Genomic DNA, 23,410 nt, shown 5'->3' on the forward strand with positions numbered 1-23,410 from the left:
TCAAATTTCCTCGACGCGATAGTCGACCTCGTTTTGCTCTTGAATCTCCAGAATGACGTCCCAGTGTGTCGCGTAGTCGATTTCGACGAACGAATCCCGCCCGAAGTACTCGTCGAGTGCCGTTCCTTCGTAGTCGTAGTCGAGATGTGCACGTTGGATCGCCTCCTGTAGCTCGGGCTCGAGTGCGTGGTGATAACAGAAAGACGTCGTCGGGAACGGGTCGCTCTGCCACACGACTTTCAGGTCGTCACTATCGACGTGACCCGCATCGATCTGTCGTTGAAGGACTGTGCTAGCGATCGGTGCGGCATCATAATCACCTGCGTCGACGGCACGAATACTGTTCTCGTGGCTCCCGGAGAACTCGACGTCGTAATCTTCGCCGGGCTCGACACCTGCTGCTGTGAACAGGGCAGAGGGAGCCTGGTGTCCCGAGTTCGACGATTCCTCGACGTGAGCGACCTCCTGGCCGGCGAGGTCGCTCAGTTCCTGAATCTCATTGTCTGCCTGCGTAATAACCCACAACCGGTAGCCGAAGGTCCCATCCGCGATCTGTATACCGAATGGAACGGCACCAGCAATATTTACTGCGAACGCGGTTGCACCAGTTGCGAAACCTGCGATGTGGAGTCTATCCGCATTCATCGCCTCTACCTGTGCGGCGTAGGAGTCGAGTGGATTGACCACGACGTCACGTCCTGTTTCGGCTTCGATGTTTTCTACTAACGGTGTGAGTACGTCGTCGTATACGGCCGGGTCCTCTGTCGGCACGAGCGAGAAATCGAGCGTGTCGGGATCGAGCCGTTCGGACGAGTCATCGGGCGTCGCTTCAGGTGGACTACCGTATCGAGGCTCGTCGCGTGGGTCCATCTCGGCGAGGAGGTCGTCGGTACCGACATGGAAGTCGTCGGCCAACAGCGTCGAGACGGTTTGTGGAAGCTCTGGATCGTTCGGGTCCCAATCGGGCATGGTATCATCGTCCCCGGAACCACCTTCACTGCCAGATGACCCTCCATTTCCTGTGGAACCCTCGTTTTCATCCTCACTCCCTACACAGCCGGCAAGCATCGCTGTGCCCAGTGCACACCCTGTGGTCAGTACGCCTCGACGGGTTCGGCTAGAACGGTTCTGTGACATCAACTGATGGTCGGAAAAGGCACATAAATAAGTTTTATAATATTGATACTTTTTGCTATTGGACAGTATATACGTGTCGAGAGCAATCGATAGAACTACTCACCGCACGGTACTGGGTTATATGATATTTATGACAAAGGGGGCGTCGACCGGCTCTCACTGGTGGGAAATCCTCGCTCGTACTGTGCCGGTGGTTCGTTCCGCTCGCCGACACCCAGTTCACGGGCGGCGTGCAGTCCGAAATACGGCTCACGGAGGGACGCCAGCCCGACGATAGCCAGGTCGGGCCGGTCGTTTCGAACGAGTGCGTCTGCCTGCTCGGCGATGCTAGCTTGTGTGACTGGGTCGACACTCCGCGTCCGCTACGGTGACGTCTGCACGCTCGGTGAGGAGGTCAGCGTACTCGGTAATGTGTCGGATAGACGACCACGGAAGAAACGAAACCAGCCCAAATGAATCCTGTCGCTCCGTTGCAAATCGTCATCGGCGGTGAATCATCTCACGTTCGATCGTCCGCCGAAGGTCACGGAGTCGGTCGCCGATCAGCGCGACCGTCGAGAGAACTGGATACGTTGCCGAGAGATCCTGATACAGGTAGGTCGCGACGTCCGGCACCGTCTCATCGGGTCGGAGCGACCGATCGACCTCGTCCAAATCGTCTTGACGGCGTCGAACGACCGCGTCGCAGTTCTGTTCAAGAGTTTCGGTCCGCACCCGATACGCGTCCAGCGTTCCGTACTCAAGGTTTGCGAGGGGATTCTGTGAGAGTGACATCACTTCCTCGGTGATCGGAAGCAACCGTTTGATCGCCCGATCGAGGGATTTCTGTTCGAGATCGATCGCCTCGACAAACCGCTCCCGTTCCTCGATCGCCTCCGTCGTCTTCGAGATCAGCGCCCGTTTATATGGCTCGGCGAGTTCCGGCTCCTGTGTGAGCGCGACGGCGAGGTCTGGACCGAACTCGATCGCGATACTCGTTTCATAGGTGTCGTCGTACTCCTCCTCATAATGTGGCACCGACATCACCGTCTTCACATACGCGTCGCGGACCGCAATGAGCCCGTTTCCGGGGCGTTGGCTGCATCCGCCGCCGATACCGGCGGTGCCACCACCATCGCTGCCTACCCCGGCTCCAAACCCCATACCCGTGCCGACGCCACGGAGTGGAGACGTCCCTGTCGCTGGTCCCGCTCGGGTTGGAATGGCAGATACACGGTCGCGAAAGGCCTCGAACGCCTCGCGCTCATCGACGACGCGGCGACGTTCAACCCGCAAGGTATCGTGGGCGGCCCGGAGCACCCCTGCCAGTTCATCTCTGTCGGTAGTCGTCGAAGTCATGACAGCGGTAACGACTAACACCTTTTTAATCGCTTATATGAGGGGAACAAGGGGGAATCGACCGCTCCGGAGACGTCCATAGCTCGGCCCCCTCTGTACGCGGCACCTCGGTGTCGAGTCTCGTGCGTAGACTATCGGGAGGTAGCCGGATCATTCAATTACTTCGTATCCCCAAGATATGACAATTTAAATACGATATTTCTACATAGGAGTATTGAGACATATTGCGCTCTATGAGTGGTTCATACCAATACTGGGAGCTACCGCTCGGATTATATGTCACATAGCATACTACTTAACGGCTACCGCGTTAGGCGAGGGTGATGGCACCCAGCCAGCGAAACCCAACGCGCGGTATCACTCGACGAAAATCGCTCGCGACGATCGCGGGCGTCGGCGCGGTCGCGGTCGCGGGCTGTATGGGCGGCAACGGCGGCGATGAAGGTGGCGTCGCCGGCACCATCGACGCCTCCGGATCGAACACGGTCGCACCCATCACCTCGTGGGCCGGCGAGAACTTCGCCGAAGAGTTCCCTGACGTCCTCGTCGACGTCGCCCCCGAGGGGACCGGCGCGGGCTTTCAGGAGTTCTGTCGAGCCAACTCGGCCGTCCAGAGCGCGAGCCGGGAGATCAGCGACGAGGAGATCGCCCTCTGTGAGGAGAACGACGTCGACTACGACTTCCTTGAGGTCGGTCTCGACGGGATCTCGGTGGTGAAAAACTCCGAGAACGACTGGATGGAAGAGGTCACCCTCGACGAGCTCAGGATGGTTTGGGAGTTCGATGCGACCGGCGAGATCACCCAATGGAGCGACATCCGCGACGAGTATCCCGACGAGGACCTTCAGTTGCACGCCCGTGACTCCGCGTCGGGGACGTTCGACTACTTCACGCTGGAGATCAACGGCGAGGTGGGCGACATCCGCGACGACTACTCCGCCACCAGCCAGACGAACGAGATCATGGGCGCGGTCGCCGGCGACCAGTACGCTTTCGGGTGGGGTGGACTCGGCTACCTTCGTGACATCGAGGACGACGAGCCGATCGAGGCCGTGCCGGTCGAAAGCGACCAGGACGGCGAGTTCTACCTCCCCGAACAGGAGACCATCGAGGAGGGAACCTACTCCCCGCTTGCGCGGCCGCTCTTCGCGTTCTTCAACCTCGCGAGCCTCGAGGAGGAGCCGGAGCTGATCGGCTCGTTCGCCCGCTTCTACGCGAACCGCGCACAGGAGTTCGCGCGCGACGAGGGCTTCTATGCCGCCCCCGACGAGGTCACCGAGCAGAACCACGACAAGATCGACTCGTGGCTCGAGAGCGTCGGCTACTCGCCGGACGATCTGCCGGTCCAGCGCGAATAACGGGGTCCCACCGAATGAGCACTGACACGAACCCGGGACCGGGGATCACCGGCGACGCGGCCGCGACGGATGCGAAGCAGCGGAACAAGCGGGCCAGACAGGTGTTGTTCGGCTGTGCCGCCTTCACGGTCCTCACGACGCTCGCCATCTTTTTCGTCCTGATCGACAACGCCGTGAGCTACTTTTACGGCGCACGCGCGACGGAAATGATCTTCCTTGGCGTGGAGCCGCAAAGCGCGGTCGGCCTCATCGAGTTCTTAAACGTCCGCGAGCTGCTCGCGGGTGAGGCCCGCTGGGCACCCGAGCACGCGACGCCGAGTCACAACGCGTGGCCGATCATCTTCGGGACGCTCGCGATCACGGTCGGCGCGGCGTTCGTGTCGATCCCAATCGGCACGGCCACGGCGCTATACGTCTCCGAGTACGCCTCTCCGCAAGTCCGCTCGAAGCTCAAGCCGACCCTTGAGGTTCTCGCCGGCATTCCGACGATCGTCTACGGCTACTTCGCGATCGCGTTCATCAACCCGGTCGTGCTCGGCCCCATCGCTGGGTTGTTCGGGATCAACATCGGCCGGTACAGTATGCTGTCGGGAATGCTCGTGGTCGGGATCATGACTATCCCGATGGTTTCCTCGATAAGTGAGGACGCAATGCAGGCAGTCCCCGATGATCTTCGAAACGGCGCATATGCGCTCGGGGCGACGAAATATGACGTCTCCGTCAGCGTCGTGACGCCCGCGGCGATCTCGGGGATCTTCGCCTCGTACATCCTCGCGGTCTCACGGGCCATCGGCGAGACGATGGCGGTGACGCTCGCGGCGGGCTTTAACGCCAACATCACCGCGAACCCGTTCTCGGAGATCATGACGATGACCGCCTACATGGTGTCGATGGCGCGGGGAACCTCTGCGATCGGTACCATCGAGTACCAGAGCCTGTTCGCGGTCGGGCTGGTGCTGTTCTGCATGACGCTCGTGATGAACCTCCTCAATGATTGGTTCAAGCGTCGGTTTCAGGAGGAGTACCGATGAGCGACGATTCGGACCGGAAACGACGACCCGACGGCGGGACCGCGACGGAGCGAAACCGGGGGGAGGAGCTGTTTGCGGACATCGACCTGCGCCGGGAGCATCTCAAAAACCGGGCCTTCCTTGGGCTCATCTTCGCGGCCTCGATGTTCGGCGTCGTCGCGCTCGCGCTGTTGTTGCTCGACGTGGTCACCGACTTCTACGTCGGGATCACCGAGTTCGAGATCAGTCTCATCCAATTTTTCACCGTCGACGGCTCACGCCGACCCGAGAACGCCGGCTTCTTCGGGGCGATCATCGCCTCGGTGATGCTGATGGCGCTGACCGCGGTGCTCTCGTTTTTCGTGGGCGTCGGGGCGGCCATCTATCTGGAGGAGTACGCGCCGAACAACCGGATCACGCGGCTCATCAAGGCGAACCTCTCGAACCTCGCTGGCGTCCCCTCCATCGTCTATGGGCTGCTCGTGCTCGCCGCGCTCGTCAACGGGATCGGCGTCGGGCCGATCCTCCTCGCCGGGTCGGTCGCGCTCGCGCTGCTCGTGATGCCGATCATCATCGTCTCCGCACAGGAGGCGATCCGGGCGGTTCCGGATGGCGTCCGAAACGGCTCCTACGCCACCGGCGCGACGAAGTGGCAGACGATCCGGCAGGTCGTTCTCCCATCGGCGATGCCGGGAATCCTCACCGGCACGATTCTCGCGCTCGCTCGCGCGATCGGGGAGACAGCACCGCTTCTGATGGTCGGTGCGCTCTTCGTGAACCGGACGCCGTTCGGTCCGTTCGACCGGTTCAGCGGGATGCCGACGCAGATCTATGCGTGGGCCGCCGAACCAAGCCAACACTTCATCCACCTCGCGGCGGTCGGGATCGTCGTTCTGTTGACGATCCTGTTGTCGATGAACGCGGTGGCGGTGTACCTGCGGAACAAATACGAAACGGCGGTGTAACCATGTCAACAAGCGAAGACTCACTCATAACGACGGAGGTATCGAGCGAACGAACCGGCCGCAGCGACCGACCAGACGAGACCGTGCTCGCCGCACGTGATCTTGATGTCTACTACGGCGACGAACGAGCGCTCGCGTCCGTCGATGTCGAAATCCCCGAACACAAGGTGACGGCGATCATCGGTCCGTCCGGCTGTGGGAAGTCCACCTTCCTGCGGTGTATCAACCGAATGAACGACCAGATCGCGGTCTGTCGGGTCGACGGCGACCTCTCGTTCCACGGAAAGAACGTCTACGACGACGACGTGGATCCGGTGGCACTCCGCCGGCGGGTTGGGATGGTGTTTCAGAAACCCAATCCGTTCCCCAAGTCGATCTACGACAACGTCGCATATGGCCTTCGGATTCAGGGCTTCGATGGCGACATGGATGCCCGCGTCGAGGAGGCGCTTCGCGGCGCGGCGCTGTGGGACGAAGTGAAGGATCAACTCGACTCCTCGGGGCTCGACCTCTCGGGCGGCCAGCAACAGCGACTCTGTATCGCCCGTGCCATCGCGCCCGACCCCGAGGTGATCCTCATGGACGAGCCGACGAGCGCGCTCGACCCGGTGGCGGCCTCGAAGATCGAGGACCTGATCGACGAGCTCGCCGAGCAGTACACGGTCGTCATCGTCACCCACAACATGCAGCAGGCGGCCCGTATCTCGGATAAGACGGCCGTCTTCCTCACCGGCGGCAAGCTCGTCGAGTTCAACGAGACGGCGAAAGTGTTCGAAAATCCCGACGAACCGCGCGTCGAGGAGTACATCACGGGGAAGTTCGGATAGATGCCCCGAGAGGAGTTTCAGCGACAGCTCGATACGCTCCGCGACGACGTCGTCGCCATGGGCGATCTCGTGTTGACGCGCTATGATGAAGCGATCGAGGCGGCCGCGACGGGCGACAGCGAACGGGCTCAGCGGGTGATCGAGGGCGACGCGGACGTGAACGAGCGCTACCTCGAACTCGAAGAGCGGTGTACCCAGATCATCGCGCTCCAACAGCCCGTTGCGGGCGATCTCCGATTAGTGACGGCGTCGTTCAAGATCATCACCGACCTCGAACGGATCGCCGACCTCGCGACCAACCTTGCGGGCTACGGTCATCCCGACCGCGGGATCCATCCCGATATCGACGTCCGCGACCTCGCGGGCGACGCGGGTGAGATGGTCGCGATGGCGCTGGAGGCGTACGAGGACGAGGATCCGGAGGCGTGTTTCACCGTCGCTGACCGCGACGACGCGCTCGATGAGCGGTGTGAGCGAGCCAGCAAGCGTGTCGTTCGGGGGCTGCTCGACGCTCAAGCCACGAGGACACAGACGGTGGACAGAGACGACGCGTTCGCGGCCGGACTCGACGAGGTGTCGCGTGCGCTGCTCACCGTCCGCGACCTCGAACGGGTCGGCGACCACGCCGTGAACATCGCCGCACGCACCCTCTACATGATCGAAACCGACGACGCGTTACTCTACTGATGGGCCGAAACGAGCCGTACGAACGGAAGATCCAGCTGACCGGCGGCACGACATATACGGTTTCACTACCCAAAGAGTGGGCAAACGAACAGGCGCTTGAGACCGGGAGCCGACTTCGTCTTCATCCTCGCGGTGATCGCCTGTTGTTGACGCAGCCGGCGGAAGATGCGCAGCGGCGAACGATCCGTATCTCGGCCGCGCGGCACGACACCGACCAGATCGGCCGGTTGATCGAGGCCGCCTACATCGCGGGCGCGGAGACGATCCACATAGTCGATGGTCCAAAGCGGACGGAGTGTGTGGCCGTGCGTGACGCCGTCGCCGGATTGGTCGGTATTGAGATCGTCTCGGAGGAAGACGGAGCCGTCCAGATCCAAGCGATGCTCGACGTCGAGGATCTCTCACCGAAACAGACCGTCGTTCAGATGGAGCGGATGGCGGCGTCGATGCACGAGGAAGCGATAGCGGCGGTGGTTACGGGAGACCCCGAAACGGGTGCCCACATTGCCGGACTGGACGACACCGTCGATCGGCTGTTCCGCCTTGTCGCCCGCGAGTTTCAGGGATCGCTCGTCGATGTCCGGCTCGATCGTGCCGGCAACGGGCTCACCGCGTTCGACTACTACACCGTCGCCCGACAGATCGAGCGCGTCGCTGACCACGCCGAGAAGATAGCTGGTACAGCGACGCTTCTCGATCGAGAACCACCCGACGAGATCGCCGGAAGGCTGACCCAACTTGGGACGGACGCACGCGAGGTCGTCCGAGGAGCCGTTAGCGGGACGATGAACGGCCGTGACATAGATACGCTGGCGGCGGTACTCGACGACGGCCGTCGGGTCACAGCGGCGGCCGCGGAGCTTGACCGTGAGCTTCACGAGTGTGACCTCGCTGATGGGTACACGCTCGCGACGGTCCTAGACAGCGTCGAGCGAACCGCGGAGTACGGCATCAATGTCGCCGAGGCGGGGCTTCAGGCCGCGCTTCGTCGGAACGATGGTGTCCTGCGATCAAACGTGAGCGAGTGACTTACTTGGACACGTACCGCACTGAACGAATACGAACGAATACGAACGGAGACCCAATAGATGCCAACCGACAATACCGACCTTACAGACGCTGCACCGGAACACGACGAACCTCGGTCGACGACGCCGACCACGCTCACGTTCATGTGTGTGCGCAACGCCGGACGGAGTCAGATGGCGACCGCCTTCGCCGAACGTGAGCGAGCGGCACGTGGTCTTGAGGACGAAGTCGAGATCATCACTGGCGGGACCGCTCCCGCCGATGCTGTCCACGAGGTTGTCGTCGAAGCCCTTGCCGAGGTGGGCCTCGACGTTGCTGAGCGTACCCCGAAACAGATCTCCGAGATGACCCTTGAAGCGTCTGATTTCGTCGCAACGATGGGCTGTTCGACGCTCGAACTTGACGATGTCGACACCGAGGATTGGCCCCTAGAGGATCCCGGTGAACGGCCGATCGAGGAGGTTCGACCGATCCGCGATGAGATCGAACGGCGAGTGACCGCGCTCTTCGATGCACGGTTCGACGAGCGATAACGTCGAGACGGCGTCGAAGCGATTGACGACCCGACAGCGGAACGTACATACCTCGCCGTGGCCAACCCTCGTTCATGACCGAAGCAGTCGTCGAGCACCGCCGTCTGCTCATCGCCGGCACCGGCATCGCCGGGCTCACGGCGGGCATCTACGCGGCACGGTCGAACAACGCACCCCTGATAATCGAGGGCGACGAGCCGGGCGGCCAGCTCACGCTCACCACCGACGTCGAGAACTACCCGGGCTTCCCGGAGGGGATCTCCGGACCCGAGCTCATCAATGAGATGAAGACACAGGCGAAGAAGTTCGGCGCGGAGACCCGAAACGGGATCATCGAACGCGTCACGCGCGAGGACGCGGGGCACTTCCGGGTCGAACTCCGCAACGGCGACGTCTACACCGCCGACGCCGTCATCGCCGCCTCCGGTGCGTCGGCACGAACCCTCGGCGTCCCCGGCGAGGAGGAGCTCATGGGCTACGGGCTCTCCACCTGTGCGACCTGTGACGGGGCCTTCTTCCGCGGTGAGGACATGCTCGTCGTCGGCGGCGGCGACGCCGCGATGGAGGAGGCGAACTTCCTCACGAAGTTCGCGGACACCGTCTACATCGCGCACCGACGCGAGGAGTTCCGCGCCGAGGACGTCTGGATCGACCGCACGATGGAAAAGGTCGACCAGGGCGAGATCGAGCTCCTCTTAAATACCGAACTGACCGAGATCCACGGGACGCCCGAGGACGGCGTCGATCGCGTGACGCTCATCGAACACCCAGAGGGCCATCCCAAGGAGAAGCTGGAGGATCCAGGGACGGCCGACGAGGTCCGTGAGTACGACTTCGACGTCGGCGCGGTCTTCTTCGCCATCGGCCACACGCCGAACACCGAGTACCTCTCCGAGCTTCCGGTCGAAACCGACGAGGAGGGCTACCTGCTCACCGAGGGTGGACGGGGCGGCAACCAGACGGCGACGGGCGTCGACGGCCTCTTCGGTGCGGGCGACGTCGTCGACTTCCACTACCAGCAGGCGGTCACGGCGGCCGGGATGGGCTGTGAGGCCGCCATCGACGCCGACGAGTATCTCTCCGAACGCGAACGAGCCGGTGAGCTATATGAACCCGAAGAGGTCGCCGTCGCCGAGGGCGACGACTGAGGGCACACGGACCGGTTTCCCCGATCGGCTGGGGAGACGTCGCAGCAATAACAGTGGTGCTTCGACAGTCGGGCCGACAGAGACCCGCGACAGGTCGGACGCCGGATGAAGGCGCTCTCCCCATCGAAACACATCGTTGGATGCGCTCTTGTGCGATCACGTTCGTCCCTGTGACCAGATCCGGCACGCTTGTGATCTCCGTGATAAGAGCGATGCGGTTGACGGTCGGCGGTTCGGTGAAACACGGCGAGGCGTTCGGGAGGATCTGGTCTCCACGTCGGCGATCCGATCACGTTCTCGACCCGAGATCGGTATTCGTCGAGCAGGCTACTCCATCCTTCGCCGGCTCGACGCAAGGACGCCGATCGAGAGGAGCGCGAAGAGCGCGACGACGATACCGAAGCCGGGCGCCTGTTCCTCCACAGTCGGTTCCTCTTCCGGTGCGTCTGCGGTGTCATCGGTCGGCGAGTCCACCGTTTCGTCCTCGTCCTCGGTATCATCAGGATCGTCAGCCGTACCGAGGGTAAACGTTCCTGTGTAGGTGTCTTCAGCGGTCGTGACCTGGTACGTGTGCTCTCCATCATCCAGATCGGAGACGTCCACATCAGTGAACTCGACCGTAACTTCTCCGTCCGATCCCAGCCGCAGTTCCTCTTGGGCGACCGGTTCACCGTCGATCACTAGTTCAACCGTTTGGTCGTCCGATGGTCCGCCGGTGTTTGTGATCGTCGTGGTAATATCGATCGGTGTGTCTCCATCTTCCTGTTCCAGCACCTCGGAACTGGTGATCTCGAATCGCTCATCGTCCGGGCTCGGAGCACCAGCACCGCCTCCGCCGCCTCCGCCGCCTCCGTTACCATTCCCGGCGGTTGTGTCGTCCGTACCGGGAGTGACCACATCGATGGTACGACGGTCGGAGTCACCAGTTACATCAACCATGAGCGGTAGGTCCTCACCCGTGTCGTCCGACGCAAGGTCTGTTTCAATAGTGACACTTTCGGCTGACGCGCCCGCGACCGGCACGGTTTCGGTCCCCAGAACCACCCCATTAAGTATCAGATCGACCGTCGTTTCGCCGTCGATATCACCGACGTTGGCGACGTTCGCTTCGACGCTCAACGTATCGTCCGCGGACAGCTGATCGGGCGCGTCAGTCACTTCAACATCGAACTCGGGTCCACTGAGAACGTCAACGGCAGCGCTTGCCTTGTCATCCTCGCTGGTGATGACAACCGTGACTTCCGGCTCGTCATCGCTAACGTCCGGGATCTCGATATCGATCGTTCGGGACTCGCTGCCATTGAGCGAAACGCCCCGGGTTTCGGTTACGTCGTTTGCCTCGATCTCGATCGTCTGTGCGCCTGGGATGTCCTCGGTGTTCTCGACGCTCACTTCGCCGTGTATGCTATCGCCGTCAACCACCTCATTGTCGAGGCGATCGATTGTCACGTCGAAGCCGCCGTCGACCGGGGGCGGTGAATCAGTGTCGAGCACCGGACCGAACGTATCGCTCGTCCCCGTCGTCGACGGAGTTGCATCCTGGACCAATGGATCGACAAACAACTCAAGGGATTCATCGTCCTCCGGTCGGTCAGTAAGCTCCACGAGGACGTCCTCGTGAACGGTCGCGTTCGTGGTGGATTCGACGAGGAACGTTTCCTCCCCGATCACGCTGTCGCTCTCGTTGCGGATCGAGAGCGTAGCGATGGCGTCGAGATCCCCTGAGTTCGATATGCCAACATCGGCGACCAATACCCCCGACCGGTTCTCGTACGTGGTCGATCCGTCGATGGCAAGATCCGGCTGTAGCAGCCAGACGCTCCGTCGTTCACCGAGGTCAGCGATCCAGTCTTCCGGAAGTTCACCGTCCGGGTCGAGTACAATCGTCTCCGAAACCGTTTCGTCAAGTTCTGACTCGTCTATCTCGACCGTCGTCGTCGCCGTTGCGTTCGCTTCGACACGATCGATTGTCGCGTTTGCCAACCGTGTCGATCCGCTGTAAACAGCGAGCGGGACGTCAGTCGCCGTCGCATTTCCGGCGTTGGACACGTCGATATCAGCGGACGTATCCGATTCGTTCACCGTGGTCGAAACGGCTCCGACGCCGATCTCCGGTTCGGCTACCGTGATGTTCGCGGACGTCGGCAGCCAAGGCTCCTGTTCGCTGGAAGATTCGGTCCTCTCGCTCGTCGTCAATTCGGGCAATACGGATGTATCGTCGATATCAAGCTGAAGGGTGCCAGACTCACCGACCTCTACTTCGAACGTTCCCTCAACCTGTTCGTTCATGTCCAACGGGCCGAGTGAACTCGAATCGAGAACCTCGCCCCCGCTGGCTATTTCGAGATCTATGCCCTCGGATGCGTCCAGACCCACGTTTTTAACCTCATAAGCGACCGTAACCTCATCTCCGACGGAGGGATCCTCATCATCAACCAGCTCAGCAGAGACGGTGTATGCGGGCGAGGGTGAACCCTCGTTTATGAAAACGTCATTCACCGCATCGGTTCCGGTGGGGCGCTTCGCGTACGCCGTTTGGAACGTATCGTCGCGTAGCTCGGTCGCGGCGTGCCACACCGCGACATCGTCGTCTCCACCGGCGATCCGACGATCCGCCGTCCAGTCACCGTCCTGTTCGATACGGTATATGATATCCCTCGTGGACTCCCCGAGCGGCGTCCCGCGATACGTTAAGATGTTTTGATCGCCGGCGCTCCGAAGGTCGATATCATCGATCTCCGAGATGTTTCCGTCCAATTCTAACGTCTCGGGAGCTGTCTCCGCATCAGCGTCTTGGATCCGGTCCTCCCCATCGACGCGTTCACTCCACATGATCCGGTCTTCACTCACCGTGAGGTCGCCGAAGCGCTCGATTTCGTGGTTTTCTACGGATTCAACCCCTGTCGAAGCGTTGAGCACGCTTCGGGTGACGGTCCCCTCAGCTCGGTCTGCAGCCGGCTCGAAGTACCCCACGGTAAACGTGCCATCGTCGTTACCGGCGACGGCGGGCTGTATCGCGTTTTCCACCGTCCCGCTCCGTTCGATTTCCACGGGTGCGTTCGACGTGGCGTTCGACTGAGATAGGAGCGCATAATCGACATGTGTGTCGTCCACGTTCTGGGGATCGTTCGCCTCGTTTCGCTGCCACGCGACTAACCACTGGTCACCGGCGGACGCCACGGCCGGTTCGTGTGTCATGACCGATTCGTTCGTCACCGCTTCGGAGAGGAGCATCGGCTCCGTCCATGTGTTCGGGTCTTCGGTGGTGGCGACGGCGACCTCGGTGTTCGGGAACGCGTCCGCGGGCGTTCCCTCCTCGGAGAGTTCGGTGTCTACCCGCTCCCACGCCGCGAGCAACGTGTCACCGTCCTCCCGCGTTTCGAGTTCAGGATGGCTATCGTGATATCCATCATCAGTCACCCACTGAGTATCGCCCCAGTCATCACCCTCGATACGAACGGCAAGATCTCGACCCTCAACGACGTCCTTTGCTTCATCCTGTCGACTCCACATGACGACTGTCTCGTCTTCAGTCTGTGCGATCGCCGGGTGTGTATCTTCCAAGTCCCGTTCGGAGAGACGACGATCATCATCTTCCTGCACGGCCGAAGACTCCGCCTGCATCACCCCTGCCGGTTCGGATGACTCCGGTGGCTCGCCGTGTTTGTCCGCGACTCCCCAATCGGAGTGGCGCTCGACCGTAGTCAGCCCATCCGATGTCATAGCCTCCGTGTTTGCGGATGCGAGTTCGATCTCGTCGTCGACGATAACGAACGTGAACTCACCCTGGTAAACCGTTACATCAACCTCCCCAAAGATATTGCTCTCAACCGGAACCCCGATGCTACGAAGATATGGATCCTGCAGGCCGAACGCCGCACTTCCGCCAGTTGAGCCGTCCACACCGGCCGTGACCTCACCACCGGACACCCCGAACGTAGAGTCCGCGGTCAGCCCGATCATCGGTTGGATCGTTCCCTGCTGAAAGTCCAGTCCCGTGTCGTTCCCCTCGAACTCGGCACCGGTCGTCGCGTCGCCTTCAGCACGAACCTGAATGGACTGTTCCGGAACGAACGGCGGATCAAATGAGGCCTGCCACACCGGTGCGGAGATCCCTCCACCCAAGCTCGCCTCGGCGCTTTGAAGTTCGTAGTCACGGTCGACGGTTCCGGCACCACCCCCCTCAAGCTCGACTTCGACACCCTTCACTACCACTTCGCCTTCCCCGTCCAGCGTCACTTCGACCAAGCCCTGCGGGGCCGTGATATATACACCCGTGTTGAGTTCTTTTAACGCAGCAAAGTCGCGCTCCCAAGGGAACACCCCGGAGAGCACGTCGACCTGTCGATCAAAGTCCAAAAGCACCACCTCAACACCCGCCTCAACCTCTCGACCGTCGAGTTCCTGTACGTCTTCAGCGTTTTCCAGCATCCACGTCAACCACTCGGGTGTCGCCTCGTACCGGATACTGCGCTGTTCGATGTCCTGCCGGCCAAGGTCATCGGTGGCGATAACTTCGACGACGGTATCGTCTTCAATGGTGGAAAGGTCGACATCCGCCTCCCACGTGTCATCCCCGTTTGGCACCATGTCGTAGGTTTCGTTTTCGATCTCTAGGATGACGCTCTCGACATCCCGTTCGGACTCGACATCGACACTGAATTCAGTGTCGACCGACAGCCCGTCGATCACCGCTGCCCCGTCGGTAAACGTTGACTCGACGGTGGAGATAGCGATCGGGCCCTCCTCGATCGCGATGATCCGTGTGACGTCCTCATCCCCGGTGATCATCGTGACCTCGTATACGCCGGGTTGTAAGAACGTGTGTGTCGGGGATTCCCCGACTGCGGTCGTCCCATCGTCGAAATCCCATTCGTACTGTTCACCGTCCGGCGACGTGAACTCTACCTCCTCTCCGACTTCTGCTGTCGATGGGTTGATAACGAATGCATCACTGTCGCCGTCGCTGACTAGCACATCAACCGTCGCGGTGTCAACTCCTGTCGGGCCGGTGACCCCCAACACCACCGTGTATGCACCCGGTTCATCGAAGCTATGATCCACCGATTCGCCGGTTGTGTCTGTCCCGTCGTCGAAGTCCCATTCGTATGTGTCTATTTCGCCGTCAGAGTCCCCTGCGTCAAACACCACCGTCTCGTCAACCTCAACCGCCGCCCGTGACGTGTCGATGCTCGCCTCCGGTGCATCCGGAGTCCGGGCCTCCCAGAAGAAGATTGGGTAATCATCCGGGTTCGTTCGGACTAACCACCTATCATCAAAGCTAAAATTACCCATGTTTGCCCGCACGTCCTCGCCGGTCATCTCCTCGGTGGTGAGCCCTATGGGTTCTGCGCGGTCAGCACCAGGTTCGGCTCCGGATGTAAAAGACCCAACATATTCGCTATCCTCGACATCCTCGTCCCAGTAGACGTCCGGGAACTGGTCAACCCCGTCACTGCCGGATCCGTCGTCTCCGATACGACCCACGACGGCACCGCTGTCGCCCGAGGCCTCGACGGTTGCGGATACGTACATCTCGTCGAACGTCGACGGGTTGAACGAGGAGAAGCCGACGAGCCCACCGACGTATTCGTTTCCATCGACCATTGCATCCTCAACGTATCCAACACCCATCTCGGTTCCAAAGTTCGACCGACCAAGGAGGCCGCCGACGTATTGATCTCCGGTGATTTCACCGCTAAACCGGTTCTCTTCGTCGAGTACTGGCCCATATGCACTCTGACCGGATCCGCCACCCGTCGCAAACGCGACGATACCACCCGCGTAGAGACCGGATGTCGACTCGATCGTTCCTTCCACGGAGGTGTTCATCACGAAGGAGTCAGCGGACTGTGGCTCGTCAACCGTTCCAGCGATACCGCCCGTTCGGTCATCACCGACGATCGAGGCGTTCTCCAACCGAACGTTCTGGATCGTCGTCTGGTCCGCGTATCCGAAGAGCCCGACGTTCGATTCGTCCGGTCGGTCGATCGTGAGACCCTCGATCACGTGTCCTCGTCCGTCAAAAGTTCCGGTGAATGGCGATCCGGAGCTTCCGATCGGCTCGAAGCCGGCCCCGTCGTTCCAGTCTTCGGTTTCCGTCGCGTTGATGTCGTTTCGAAGGATAACATCCGCGTCCAAGTTGTCATTCACCTTCTGCAGGTCCTCTACGTCATTAACAATGATTTCGGTCCCCTCGCTCTGTATAACGGCTGTTTCAACGTCACGATCGATATCCTCCGCGGCAGCCTCATCAGATTCGGGATCGCTGTCTCCTTGATCGGCGTCCGCGTCATCGTCGTCGTCGTCCTCCGCTTCCCCATCTACCGTCGAAGTGTCGGTGTCATTGTTTGATTCAGCATCCGCCCCATCATTGGAGCCAGTCGTCTGCCATGTCCCCGTACCGTCGATGACAGCGGATCCGACGTCGCTCGTGCTGCCGCTTTCTACCTCTTCAATCGCCGCTGAACCGCCGCCGAACATAGCAACGCTAGCGATCATGGAGGTGACCATCATCACCGATAACACGATCGCGTTTATTTGCCGTCGTTCGAGCGTCATTATCGCCCCCCGCCGGCGGTTAGCCGGACCTCGAACCACATACGTCGATTCAACCCTTCCCCGGACTGAGCTTCCATAGCGCCGGTGATTCCCCGCTGGAAAAATCGCACCTTGCTATCCATTGACAGGGCAACAAGGTACTATACCACTATAAGTATTATCCCGTTGGCACGGTTCAACGACTCATTGATAGATCGATCGCTACTTCAGGGCTCGCCTGAAGCCACATATGATCGCTTCGGTTGGCTGATCCCGTCAAATCAGTCACTCTCTCGCTCGCCTGACAGCCTCCGGACGGACGTTTTTGTGCCCCCTTACGAGCCCAGGCAGGCCTCCACACGATCGTCGGAATAAACCGATGCCCGGAATTATACGGCGTGGTTCGTAGCGGGATGGAGAAGACGATGACTTGGGCATGACATCAAGTAAGGAAACAGGGTGACGACTGGATCGGGCGTCCTCCACAACGCGTTCCATCGCCATGGGGGACCGTCACAGCAGTATCCAGAGGCCGAGCGACACGAATAGGATCCCCACAGGTAACAGAAGCAATCCTTTGCGCAGGTGTGAACGCATGAGTGAGCGCCGGTTTTCGTCGGAGATCCGGAGGTCACTCCCTCCGGATAACAACCGCATGTCGGCATCGTTATGATCCTGTGTCGGCTCAGACGATCCCTGTACGTAGACCTTTTCGCCCGGTGAGACCGCCCCCTCATAATACCGTCTTCGCCCGGCTAACGACGGTTTCGTCTCCACCTCCTCGCCGATTTGATCCTCGTCGACATCGGAGACCCGCTCCATCGATAGGAACAGGTCCTCTCCGGATGGGTCGACGTATCCAACCGCAGTCCCATCATCGATAAGAAACGGCAGGCACTCGCTTCCCGAATCGAGCGGCGACCACGAGTTGCCGCTCCGTCGCTCGATTCGGAACTCATATGCAACGCAGGTTTCCCCGGCAACCGGGGAGGTAAGCCGGGATTCACCGATCGGACGAACCGTTCCGCCGATCATGACGGAGCCATCGGTTACCGCTGCGTCACGAAGCGACACGAAATCAATGAGCCGCGTTTGATTCCACTGACGAAGCGATGAGAGCCCGAGGATCGACACCGCACTCCCAAGCAGCAGTATGATCGCGGCACCGGCGATAGAGGTCAACGACATGGCCAATGATGATTTTTCTAACAAATTAAATATTACTTTGAGTGGACGCTTTCAATATCACTATGAAAGCTAAAATTTGATCGCCACTCTCCGGTATACTGGGTGACGTTTCACCACACACCAGCCAGGGAGAAAACTCGTCGAGAAAGGTACTTGTATTTATATGGCTGTATGGAATGAGGACGAACTGCGATACCAGGTGTCGTATCTCGCTGAGCGCCTGATGAACTACCCGTACTCCCCGATCAACCGCTCCAGCGTCGCCCGATCCTGTGCGCCGACGAGTCGCTCAACCGGCTGGCCGTTCGCGTAGAGAACGAGCGTCGGGACGCTTCGCGCGCCGAGCGCGGCGGCGACCCCCCGGTTGCGGTCGATGTCGACCGTCGCGACCGCGGCCGGGGTGTCGGCGGCGACCGCCTCGATAGCCGGCTTCATCATCTGACAGGGACCACACCACTCCGCGTAGCAGTCGACGAGGACGACGTCATACGCGTCGATCGTCTCCTGTAGCTGCGTCTCGCCCGTGATCTCGATCGGCTCCGTCGGCGCGGTTCGACCGGCTCCCGCGTCCTCGACGCCGCTCGTGGCATCGCCGCCCGCGGTTGCGCCGCCATCCGCACCCAACTCCCCCGCTTCGAGCCGTTCCTGCAGCTCCTGCAGCTTGCGCTCACGGATTCGCTGCCGCTCGGCATCCGGATCGTCGGTGGATCCTTCGCTCATGGCTTACGGTATGCCGGCCGCGTCAGTAAACGTCACGGCCGCGGGCGGTTGGTCACACCGTCACGTCGACGGATTCGTGCCCGGTTCTAGTCGTCCGCGTGTGCATGCACGCCGGCCTCGACATCGAGCATGTCGTGATCGGCGAGCAGCGCGACCGTCGCCAGTCGGATCGCGTGGGGCCACCCGAGCGGCGTCGCGCTGTCCGGCGTGCCGTCATCGAAGAACTGTTCGGGGAGGTAGCTCGTTTCCGCACGGAGCGTGCCTCCCGGGGAGACCTCCGCGAGGAGTTCCGTCGCACGCGCGGCCATCGCCTCGGCGCGCGGGTCGTCCCGTGACGCGAGGAGGACGGCCAGCTGGGCGCAGGCGTTCGCCCCCCACGCCGTCGAGACGGTCCAGACCTTCTCGCGGCCCTGTTCGGCCTGTCGCCACCCGTCCGCTTCGTACCGGAAGAGCCCGCTGATCGCGTCCGTCTCCCGTGAGAGTCCGTCGACGACCGTTTCGACGTGTGAGACGAGTCGATCGAGACGCTCCGGATCGACGGCTCCGGATCCGTCGGATCCGAGGGCGTCGAAGGCGCGGTGTGCCCCCGCGAACGCGAGCGTCGCGGAGTCGATCCGACCGTCGAGGTCACCGTGAGGCGTCTCACGGAGCGCGTAACAGCCACGGTCGGCCACCCAGAGGTCGTCGAGCGCGTCGTACACCTCACGTGCCCGCGCCTCGGCGTGTGTGGCCACGTCGCCGTCGATCCGGTCGTCATCGAGGCCGACCTCCGCGCCGTGTCGGGCGAGTTCGGCATACGCCTCGAGGAACGTCGCGGCGGTGTGGCCGAACCGGCCGATCGAGTCCTCCCAGGCGTTCTGACAGACGACCGGGAGTCCGTCCGCTTCGAGGGTCTCATCGAGCCCGAGGAGCGCCGAAACGAGCGCCTCGGAGAGGCCATCGACGTCGATCCCCGCCTCACGGGCCCGTGCGAGGAACGCCACGACGCTGCCCGTCTGGTCGGCCTGATAGTCGTGATCCGGGCCGGCCTCTAAGCGGGCGTTCGCCCACCCGGGCGCAATGGCACCGGAGAACGGCCAGACGCGGTGGGGCCACGAGCCGTCCGCACGCTGGGCGTCGATATAGGCCCGCGCGGAGCGTTCATGCCAGTCGTCGAGGCCGAGCGCGAGCCGCTCGTCCGCATCGAGCAGGAAGCCGGCGATCTCCGCGTCGTCGCGGAACCAGGTGTAGCCGTAGCCACCGGAGTGTTGGTAGTGAGGATCGAAATCCGGACCGGCGATACGCAGCCCCGAAGCCGCAGAGAGCAACGAGAGCACGCGGAGGTCCGCGGCGATCGCGTCCCGATCCGGAACCGATTCGGGAACCGACGGCACCGACCCGTCGACCAACGAGACGAGCGTCTCGCGGGCGTCCGCTGCCCCGTGTGCGGGATCGACGACGTCGAACAGGCCGTCCAGCCGCTCGAAGGCCGCCTCACGTGGCGTCTCCTCCAGCTTCGAGAGGAGGCTGGCGACGGTCGTCCGTCCGGACTCGAACGGAACCTCGAGGACGACCTCGCCGCAGAGGCGCTCCTCCTCGTATCGGCCGCCGTGGCGGTCGCGGGGGAGACCGATCGCTCGCCCGTCGAGGAGTTCGGGGATCGTCATCGGGAGCTGTCCCCGAAGCTCCGTAATCCCGGTCGCGCTCGCGAGGTAGTCGTGTTCGGCCGTGTGGTAGAACTCCACCGCGTCCGTGTGTCGAAGCTGACCGAGTCGGTCGTCGCGGCCGTCCGGCGTGAAGCGCGCGTACACCAGCAACGAGGCGTCGGAGGGGGGCGACGCGTCCGTCCCGGTCCCCTCCACCGTCACGTTCTCGGCCGCTGCATTCCCGACCGCCGCATGTGTGAGATGGACGTCCCCGACGGTCGCGTCGTATCGACGGACGGTCCCGATGTCGGTGTGGTGGGTCGTCTCGATCACCGTCGTCCCGTCGACGTAGCGCTGGGTCGTCCCGTCCGCGCCGAACCAGCGACGCTCGCCGTCGACTGCGAGTCCGAACCGCCCGATGGCGAGCCCGGAGAGCCCCGTCAACGGATAGCCGAAATCTCGGAGGCTCCCGTCTGCGTCGACGTGAACCAACCGCCCACCGCCGCCGGAAAACCGACCCGAGTGCGTCCGGCGTTCACCGGGGAATCGCGTCGGATGGCCAACGTGGCGTTTGTAATCGTCGATCGCGTCGCGTAGCTGCATGGTCGTCCTGACGGCACCGCGAGATATCAATGTTTGGTGTAATTGTTATTCATGAATTTCGATCCGCACCGACCGAGATAAGTGACCCCCGGCGGTGACTCCCATATGGATGACCGGACGTTGAGCGAACTCCTCACCGGGTTCGGCCTCTCGGAGAAGGAGGTCGATACCTATCTCTCGCTGCTCGAACACGGGGAGGCGAAAGCGAGCACGATCGCGGCAGCCGCGGGCGTCTCCAAGCGCTACGTCTACAGCGTGAGCGAGTCCCTCGCGGCCCGCGGGTTCGTCGAGGTGAACGATCACGCCGTGCCGACGACGATCCGCGCGACCCCCCCGGAGGAGGTGATCGAGCGGCTCCGTTCGGACGTCGAGGCGATGCGTCCCGCCCTCGAAGAGCGGTTCGCGCAGGTGGAGCCCGACGTCGAGCAGTTCGAGGTGGTCAAATCGCGCGTGACCGTCCTCAAGCGGATCCGAACGCTGATCGAGGGTGCAGACGAGGAGCTGACGCTCTCGTTACCCGCGCCGTTGCTCGAGGAGTTCCGCGATCCGCTCGTTGCCGCCGTCGATCGCGGCGTGCTCGTCCTGTTGATCCTCAGCGGTGCGGGCGATGAAGCCGTGGAACCGCCCGACACCGAGGGGGTTGCGAGCGTCGTGCGACGCTGGGAGGCGGCGATGCCGACGCTGTTGACGGCGGACTCGGCGGTCGGGATGGTCGCCCCCGCGGAGCTGCTGCAGCGGGCGAACTCCGACCGACAGGCCATCGTGTTCGCGCAGGCGCAGCTCGCGCCGGTGATCGCGGGATCGTTCCTCGGGAACTACTGGCCCGTGGCCGTCGAGACGTGGACCGCGGGTCCGGCCACGCTGCCCGCCGAGTACGTCAACTTCCGGCACGCTGCGTTTCAAGCCACGGTTCATCGACGTGCGGGAACGACCCTCCGGGCGACCGTCGGTGGACGCGATACCGCGGCGAACGAGCCGGTGGAGGTCACCGGTGAGGTGTCCGCGGTTCGACAGTCGCTGGTCGAGCCGACGAACAACGAGTTCCCGGTCCAACATACGATCGTCATCGAGACCGAGGACGGCACCGTCGCCGTCGGTGGGCGCGGCGCGTTCGTCGAGGACGTGGAGGCCGATCTCGTCCGACTTGAGGCGGAGTGAGGCCGATCCCGTTCAGCGACACGGAGTGAGGCCGGTCCGTTATCGGCGCGATCCGACCGTGGATCCCTCGTCGCGTCCGAGCGCCTGTTTGAGAAACCGCATCCAGCGCTTTCGGTCGGCCGCCGCCTGTCGCTCGGCCGCCGTCTCGGGACCCGGCGCACGAAGGCCCTCCAGCGCCTCCAACGCTCGATCGATACCGATGATCGAGGCGGCGAGCCTCTCGCCCTCCGCGTAGCTGATCGCGCCCTCCTCGATCCGTTCGATCCGTTCGAGCCGCTCACGTCTGAGGTTGCGTTTCGCCCGCTCGACGCGTTCGCGCTCCCCCTGTGGGATCGAATCACGGCGCTTGATCTCGAAGACGAACGAGCGCAACGCGATCGGCTCGCCCTGGATCTCGATCTCCTCGGGGATCTCCGCACCCACGGTCGCAGCTTCGCGGCTGACCCGTTCGAGCAGCACTTTCCGCTCGTACTCCTTCACGTCCACGTGATACGGCCGGGACACACTTCGCTCCTTCGCCGTCGGTCCCGGCGTGCCATTCATCGCGGCGGGACGACGGTGTCCTCCGCGTCGCGGCGGGGCGATTCTGGGCCGCTCAGAGGTCCGCACCCTCCGCGAGCCCGGGTATCAATCGCGAGGGGTTCTTCGCGAACACCCGTCGCATGAGGTCCTCGGAGACGTCGAGCGTGAGGACCTCCATCACGCCGACGTTCGGGTGGACGTTGGGTGCACCGGAGCCGAACAGCACCCGATCCGGATGTTCAAGCACGCCGCGTTCGAGGATTTCGCGGTAGCGAACCGCGCTCGTCTCCACGTGGAGCCGGTCGTAGTCGCCGAGCATATCGAGGGCCCGATTCATCAGAGTCGCATCAAGCGGGTGGCCCCCAAAACTGGAGAGGACGATCGGAAAATCGTATTCGAGCAGTTCGCGTTCGACCATCGTGGGTGGGAACTCCCGTCCGGCGTGCACGATGACCGGAAGGTCGGCGATCTCCAATCGTTCGAGCACGTCGGCGTTCGGCAGGCCATCGTGTGCCGGCACGAGGACGAAGCCATGAAACCGGTCGTCATAGGCATACTGCTCGACGTCGTCGGGACGGGTGTGATGATCCTCGCGCTCCGCACGGAGGTTACGGACCGCAGCCAACGGGCCGCCCGTCGCGTCCCGGGGCCCGTTGAGGCGGGCGAACGCGACGAAGGGTCGGTCGACGGAGAGACGGGCGACGGCGTTGTTCGCGCGGAGGTAGCTCCGCCCCGATGTACGCGGCCCGGGGCTGGCGACGGAGCGGACGACCCCCGCCTGATGCATCTCCCGCTCCAACCGCTCCGGGGTGATGTCACGGCCGTGGACGGCGACGGAGGCCTCGTCGGGGTCCAGCGTCGCACGCGTGTCCACGATCCGGAAGTCGTGTTCCAACCCCAGCATACGTCCGTTACTCCCGGCGGTCCGACATGTGCCTGTCGGTCGGGCCGGGAAGCCGACCGATCGACCCGTCGAAACGGTCGTGCTCGTGGGGAACCCGGTCCCCTTCGTCACTGCTGTG

At 62.4% G+C, this 23,410-nt stretch carries 17 protein-coding genes; 9 read left to right on the forward strand and 8 right to left on the reverse strand.

The genetic code is table 11. The annotated features are described in order from the left end of the window. Both phnD and CHB65_RS02060 read right to left on the reverse strand, forming a co-directional pair. On the reverse strand, positions 1 to 969 hold the full coding sequence (phnD, locus tag CHB65_RS02050; RefSeq protein ID WP_245809888.1) for a phosphate/phosphite/phosphonate ABC transporter substrate-binding protein: 969 nt from the start codon (positions 967 to 969) through the stop codon (positions 1 to 3). Positions 970 to 1,617: 648 nt separating this feature from the next. Continuing rightward, complete coding sequence (locus tag CHB65_RS02060; RefSeq protein WP_089383369.1) at positions 1,618 to 2,475, reverse strand: DUF7260 family protein; 858 nt, start codon at positions 2,473 to 2,475, stop codon at positions 1,618 to 1,620. 323 nt (positions 2,476 to 2,798) lie between these two features. Here CHB65_RS02060 and CHB65_RS02065 point away from each other — a divergent pair, with 323 nt between their 5' ends. The 8 genes from CHB65_RS02065 (at position 2,799) to CHB65_RS02100 (ending at position 10,032) form a co-directional block, all read left to right on the forward strand. Beyond that, a complete protein-coding gene (locus CHB65_RS02065) occupies positions 2,799 to 3,833 on the forward strand; it encodes a PstS family phosphate ABC transporter substrate-binding protein (protein ID WP_089383370.1) in 1,035 nt (344 codons plus the stop codon). A 14-nt stretch (positions 3,834 to 3,847) separates the two neighbouring features. After that, positions 3,848 to 4,864 (forward strand): phosphate ABC transporter permease subunit PstC, encoded by a 1,017-nt coding sequence (pstC, locus tag CHB65_RS02070; RefSeq protein ID WP_089383371.1) that lies wholly within the window; start codon positions 3,848 to 3,850, stop codon positions 4,862 to 4,864. Next, positions 4,861 to 5,808 (forward strand): phosphate ABC transporter permease PstA, encoded by a 948-nt coding sequence (gene pstA / locus CHB65_RS02075; RefSeq protein ID WP_089383372.1) that lies wholly within the window; start codon positions 4,861 to 4,863, stop codon positions 5,806 to 5,808. Before pstC ends, pstA begins: the two co-directional genes overlap by 4 nt. Positions 5,809 to 5,810: 2 nt before the next feature. Continuing rightward, a complete protein-coding gene (pstB, locus tag CHB65_RS02080; RefSeq protein WP_089383373.1) occupies positions 5,811 to 6,635 on the forward strand; it encodes a phosphate ABC transporter ATP-binding protein PstB in 825 nt (274 codons plus the stop codon). Continuing rightward, positions 6,636 to 7,322, forward strand: coding sequence for a phosphate signaling complex protein PhoU (gene phoU / locus CHB65_RS02085; RefSeq protein WP_089383374.1), 687 nt, complete (start codon positions 6,636 to 6,638; stop codon positions 7,320 to 7,322). After that, positions 7,322 to 8,350, forward strand: a complete 1,029-nt coding sequence (locus tag CHB65_RS02090) for a phosphate signaling complex PhoU family protein (RefSeq protein ID WP_089383375.1) — start codon at positions 7,322 to 7,324, stop codon at positions 8,348 to 8,350. The genes phoU and CHB65_RS02090 overlap by 1 nt, the downstream gene beginning before the upstream one ends. A 60-nt stretch (positions 8,351 to 8,410) precedes the next feature. After that, on the forward strand, positions 8,411 to 8,884 hold the full coding sequence (locus CHB65_RS02095) for an arsenate-mycothiol transferase ArsC (RefSeq protein WP_089383376.1): 474 nt from the start codon (positions 8,411 to 8,413) through the stop codon (positions 8,882 to 8,884). A 74-nt stretch (positions 8,885 to 8,958) separates the two neighbouring features. Beyond that, positions 8,959 to 10,032 (forward strand): NAD(P)/FAD-dependent oxidoreductase, encoded by a 1,074-nt coding sequence (locus CHB65_RS02100; protein ID WP_089383377.1) that lies wholly within the window; start codon positions 8,959 to 8,961, stop codon positions 10,030 to 10,032. Between the two features lie 327 nt (positions 10,033 to 10,359). On the opposite strand, the gene CHB65_RS02105 is transcribed toward CHB65_RS02100, so the two are convergent. The 4 genes from CHB65_RS02105 to CHB65_RS02120 all read right to left on the reverse strand — a co-directional run bounded on the left by CHB65_RS02105 (position 10,360) and on the right by CHB65_RS02120 (position 20,708). Further along, positions 10,360 to 16,593: a PKD domain-containing protein gene (locus CHB65_RS02105; protein WP_089383378.1), complete on the reverse strand. Its 6,234-nt coding sequence runs from the start codon at positions 16,591 to 16,593 to the stop codon at positions 10,360 to 10,362. Positions 16,594 to 17,085: 492 nt separating this feature from the next. Further along, entirely contained in the window at positions 17,086 to 17,760 is a 675-nt protein-coding gene (locus CHB65_RS02110) for a hypothetical protein (RefSeq protein WP_089383379.1), read from the reverse strand. Between the two features lie 228 nt (positions 17,761 to 17,988). After that, a complete protein-coding gene (locus CHB65_RS02115) occupies positions 17,989 to 18,480 on the reverse strand; it encodes a thioredoxin family protein (protein WP_089383380.1) in 492 nt (163 codons plus the stop codon). Positions 18,481 to 18,566: 86 nt separating this feature from the next. Continuing rightward, positions 18,567 to 20,708 carry a glycoside hydrolase family 15 protein gene (locus CHB65_RS02120; protein WP_089383381.1) on the reverse strand — a complete coding sequence of 714 codons (2,142 nt, stop codon included), beginning with the start codon at positions 20,706 to 20,708 and terminating at the stop codon, positions 18,567 to 18,569. A gap of 105 nt (positions 20,709 to 20,813) precedes the next feature. On the opposite strand from CHB65_RS02120, the gene CHB65_RS02125 reads away from it, so the two are divergent. Continuing rightward, entirely contained in the window at positions 20,814 to 21,866 is a 1,053-nt protein-coding gene (locus CHB65_RS02125; protein WP_089383382.1) for a TrmB family transcriptional regulator sugar-binding domain-containing protein, read from the forward strand. A gap of 39 nt (positions 21,867 to 21,905) precedes the next feature. Here the strand turns inward: CHB65_RS02125 and CHB65_RS02130 are convergent, their stop codons facing one another. Next, a complete protein-coding gene (locus tag CHB65_RS02130; RefSeq protein ID WP_089383468.1) occupies positions 21,906 to 22,346 on the reverse strand; it encodes a DUF5788 family protein in 441 nt (146 codons plus the stop codon). A gap of 115 nt (positions 22,347 to 22,461) precedes the next feature. After that, positions 22,462 to 23,292 (reverse strand): amidohydrolase family protein, encoded by an 831-nt coding sequence (locus CHB65_RS02135; protein WP_089383383.1) that lies wholly within the window; start codon positions 23,290 to 23,292, stop codon positions 22,462 to 22,464. Positions 23,293 to 23,410: the final 118 nt, after the last annotated feature.

The sequence above is a fragment of the Halorubrum vacuolatum genome, assembly GCF_900188065.1.
GTDB lineage: Archaea > Halobacteriota > Halobacteria > Halobacteriales > Haloferacaceae > Halorubrum > Halorubrum vacuolatum.